3 protein-coding genes and 1 pseudogene are annotated in these 3121 nt (G+C 36.0%); all 4 read right to left on the bottom strand.

Translation table 11 applies throughout. The annotated features are described in order from the left end of the window. Window positions 1–244: 244 nt before the first annotated feature. A complete protein-coding gene (gene csx16 / locus F988_RS03690; RefSeq protein ID WP_004681129.1) occupies window positions 245–547 on the bottom strand; it encodes a CRISPR-associated protein Csx16 in 303 nt (100 codons plus the stop codon). 61 nt (window positions 548–608) lie between these two features. After that, window positions 609–1817 carry a Card1-like endonuclease domain-containing protein gene (locus tag F988_RS03685; RefSeq protein WP_004681128.1) on the bottom strand — a complete coding sequence of 403 codons (1209 nt, stop codon included), beginning with the start codon at window positions 1815–1817 and terminating at the stop codon, window positions 609–611. A 469-nt stretch (window positions 1818–2286) separates the two neighbouring features. Continuing rightward, window positions 2287–2793 (bottom strand): annotated as a pseudogene (locus F988_RS03680) (site-specific integrase); the annotation flags it as partial. 52 nt (window positions 2794–2845) lie between these two features. After that, window positions 2846–3121 (bottom strand): integrase core domain-containing protein (locus F988_RS15360; protein ID WP_004681126.1); only part of this gene is annotated, 276 nt, incomplete at its 5' end.

Below are 3121 nucleotides of genomic sequence, written 5' to 3'. Positions count from 1 at the left end.
GATCTGCTATTGTCTTAATCCCTTATCAGCAGGGAAGTCTGTTCAGACTCTACCCTCTTTTTTTTCTTTTGTAAAGCAAAGACTTATAGAGGCTAAATATTTCAAAGTATGTATCAGTAAAGTTGCTGTATGACAAAATGTTTCACAATTTTTCTTATAAATATAAAAAACAATATGTTGTGATAATTTTTGTGCGAATACTATGTCAATACATGAATTGTAGTCCCATACATGGGCGTGCTGATCAAACTGGGTTAGGGCGTACAACATAAAATTCCTCCAATCGGATACGACAATCGCGTAACTGTTGTGCGCTTAATTCTAAACCTCTGAAATGTGCAGGCACATGCATGGATAAATGAACATAACGAATACCTCGCACATGCAAGTCTGCAACCAAATGAATAGGTAAAGTCCCGATTACCGTATCTTCAGCACGCAGTTCATCAAAATTTGCTAAATGGGTAACATGCACATCGTAATGTACATGCTCCTCTTTAGCCCATTCTAATGCACCTTTATGGCGAGTAATAAAATAAACGGTCATCTTATTTTCCACATCATTCAATATGTAAAAGCATGCCATAGATCAACTACAAATGTATGATCTATAAGCTTATACCTTGACTGATATTTATCGATTTAGGCTGTAGCCATTCTGAAATAAGCTGACTTAAATTGAGTAAATCACGTTCTTGGAATATGCGAATTTCAGAATTATTGGCACGAGTTAAGTTGTAATCTTTCAAACTATATAGCGAAACAACTGCTTGTTTTTGGTTGATTCCACCAAAATCTTGCAAAGAAGATAATTTATACAAAACATCTTTAGCTTGTTCATGTGCCATCGTTTTTGCTGTTTTACATTCTATACAATATAAATGAGCATGATGAATAAACATGACATCCATTTCATTTGGAGTATCTTTCTTTTTTAATTCAACATTAATAGCAAGTTCTGCCTGTGGGTTTAAACCAATAAGTGCTTTATAGCATTCATAGCCACTGTAGACTTCCAACCAGCCACCTTTCATATAATCTCGTGTTTCTTCAGATTTAAATTGAATTACACTTGAGGTGCTGTCAAATGAAAAGAAAGCTTCTTGAGTAATTTGTGCTAGGACCTCTAAACCTTCGGCTTGTTCCGCTTGAATATTGTCAAAACGAACATTCAAACTGTTTTCATCATCCGACATAGAAGCCAATTTATTAATAAATGAGCAAAAGCGTCGCCCTTTTTGGAAATCATTTTTCATTACATCAATTAAGATTTGTGCATAGCGCAATTGTTCAAGTGAAATATCGGTGATTGGCTGTTGCTTTGTAATCTGGTAGCCGCGTGACAGCACACGTTGCTGCATATTTAGATTGCTGTTGATTGGGTAGACAATTTGGTTGGTCTGCCTTTGGTACCAAACAACGTGCTGGCCACGACTTTGGTAAAAACTTTCGGCACGTGCTGAACCTAAAAGCATGGAAGCACGGTCCATTGCAATACTCATCAGTTTTGTGCCACCTGTAATATTAAAGATAAAACGATCTTTAGCTGGATGTTGGTTTGCCCAATTTAAAATCATTTCTTGGATGGCAAACATATTGGATTCTTCATAGCCGTTTGGAATATTTAATATCTCAATAGTTGCTTGGCTAATAAGTTTTAAACTTTGCACTAAAAGATCAGTCTTACCTTGTTCATCCATATACGTGGTGCTGAGCACTGTAATTTTATCAATATTGCTCTTATTTTCGATGAAATAACGGGCAGATTCTAAATTTGCTTCAGGATGACCAGTAGTACTAAGAACTAAGATTCGCATATATTTTATGTGTTTATCATGGGCTTATGAATCATTATATCTGATAACTTATTTGAGTACTAAATCAAAAAAAGACCACCAACTTGAGGTGAACCGTACCGAGTTTGTTGGAGCCCCATTTTCTTGAGATAAGAAGGATTGCTTCGCAAGACGTAGCAAAGCGTAGTGTCCCGACGAAAAAAGTAAAATATACCCCCGAAATCAGAGAAATAGCAGTTCAATAATTAATAGAATACGAAAAAGATTATCCATCGAATTGGGCCGCAATTACAGCTAAGATTGGCTGTACGCCTGAAACACTTTGTATTCTTGTTAAAGTACAATAGATAATAGTCTGACCATTGAAAATAAGAGGTATTTTACTATTTTAATAGTTATATAATAGCGAAAACTGACTATATTTTACTATTAAAATAGAATTATAGAGGGGTATAAAACACAACATGGAAATCATAAATTGATCAGTAAATTAATCAGTTTTAAAAAGTTCCTCTTGGTGTAATGCAGCGATAGGTCTATGCAGGGTAACAGGCGCTATGTCATCTAACTCATTAAGCTGAACAGATCGTGGGCGACCAATACATGCTAGATGTAAGCAAAATTTAAATGCAGCAAGAGCATGACCATCTTTTACTGAGTAGAGTTGTAGACGAGGAAATTCCTCTTGAGTTGATGGATGTTTATCTGTTGATGCTTTTGCTAATTTGAAAAGTTGAGGCTGTTGTTTAGCATCTAACTTTGTTTGCAAATCTTGTCCAAGTAAGTGCCAAAATTTGGCAGGAAATAAAGCCTTAACTTGGGAGTAAAAATGTTCGAGTTGATCGATATCCTTCCAGCGATAATGGATACCTGTGTGTGATGCGGTCACTCGATTTAAAAATACATTCAGGACGCATGCAATTTGTATTGGATTTTTACGAGCTATTTTCTGTAGATGTTCAAAAAAATAAGTCACCGCATGAAGCTCAGAGGTGGTCCCACTTGTTTGAACAACTAAAAGCGTATTTATAAGTGATATTCCGCTCTAGTTAAGCCACCTTGTTTTGTTGGGGTAGCTGATCATAGTAAAACTCATTTGGTGTCATTTTGTCTAGACTCGAATGAGGTCGTTTCAAATTATAAAAATCCAAATATTCAGCAATTGATTGTTTCGCTTGTTTAACCGTATCGTAAGCCTTCAAATAGACTTCCTCATGCTTCAAGCTGCGCCATAACCGCTCAATCATCACATTATCTCTCCACCGTCCTTTCCCATCCATACTGATACGGATATTTCGCAATTTTAACTCATTCAAAAATGCCTC

Origin of the sequence: Acinetobacter parvus DSM 16617 = CIP 108168 (assembly GCF_000368025.1) — a bacterium.
Lineage (GTDB): Bacteria > Pseudomonadota > Gammaproteobacteria > Pseudomonadales > Moraxellaceae > Acinetobacter > Acinetobacter parvus.
Note: the sequence above shows the minus strand (reverse complement) of the source record. Positions and strands in the feature narration are given on the sequence as shown.

What these genes read in the sequence shown, in the direction of transcription:
- csx16 (WP_004681129.1), bottom strand. Translation starts at nt 547, where the DNA reads ATGACCGTTTATTTTATTACTCGCCATAAAGGTGCATTAGAATGGGCT.
- F988_RS03685 (WP_004681128.1), bottom strand. Translation starts at nt 1,817, where the DNA reads ATGCGAATCTTAGTTCTTAGTACTACTGGTCATCCTGAAGCAAATTTA.